Source organism: Vibrio sp. 2132-1 (assembly GCF_033344315.1).
The window spans coordinates 1-535 of sequence record NZ_JAWPON010000776.1; the positions used below are offsets into that span (position 1 = coordinate 1).

2 pseudogenes are annotated in these 535 nt (G+C 44.1%); both read right to left on the reverse strand.

Features of this window, described 5'->3' with window-relative positions:
• Nucleotides 1–366: pseudogene (locus R8N47_RS27930) on the reverse strand (pilus assembly protein TadB); the annotation flags it as partial.
• A gap of 11 nt (nucleotides 367–377) precedes the next feature.
• A pseudogene (locus R8N47_RS27935) lies at nucleotides 378–535 on the reverse strand (CpaF family protein); the annotation flags it as partial.

Here is a 535-nt window from a genome sequence, read left to right on the forward strand (position 1 = left end):
AGCACACAAGTACCAGACTTGCCCCCACAAATAGAGCAGCAAACCGACCGCAACCCCAGATAAAAAGGTGAAGAAAATAACGCGGCTGAACCCCATCGAAATACCCGCGAGTTCGAGCTTTTTCTTAAAGCTTTCAAATAAGCTAAAACGTACTAACCATCGCTCTAGCGGCGAGAGGTTCTTCAAAGAGTTTTCTCTTAGCAGCGAGATACTCTCTTGATCGATATGCTTGTGGCTTTCGTGAATTCTCTTAATGAGCTGTTTGTGTTTCACCTTTTTACCCGCCGAAGGCAGGATCAAAGCTTGGCTAATAAAGAACACCGACAAAAACAGCAAAAGAAGAAATAGGGGGAATTGACTTTCCATAGCACACCCTCCTAACGGACTTTTTCGTTAAATATTTCAAATGGAACGTCTAAGCCTCGTTTAATCAATTGATCATGGCAACTTGGCACGATGCCTGTTGCTATGTAATCCCCTAGCACATTGCCATCTTGATCCACCCCTCTTCTCTGGAAGGTAAAGATCTCGGACA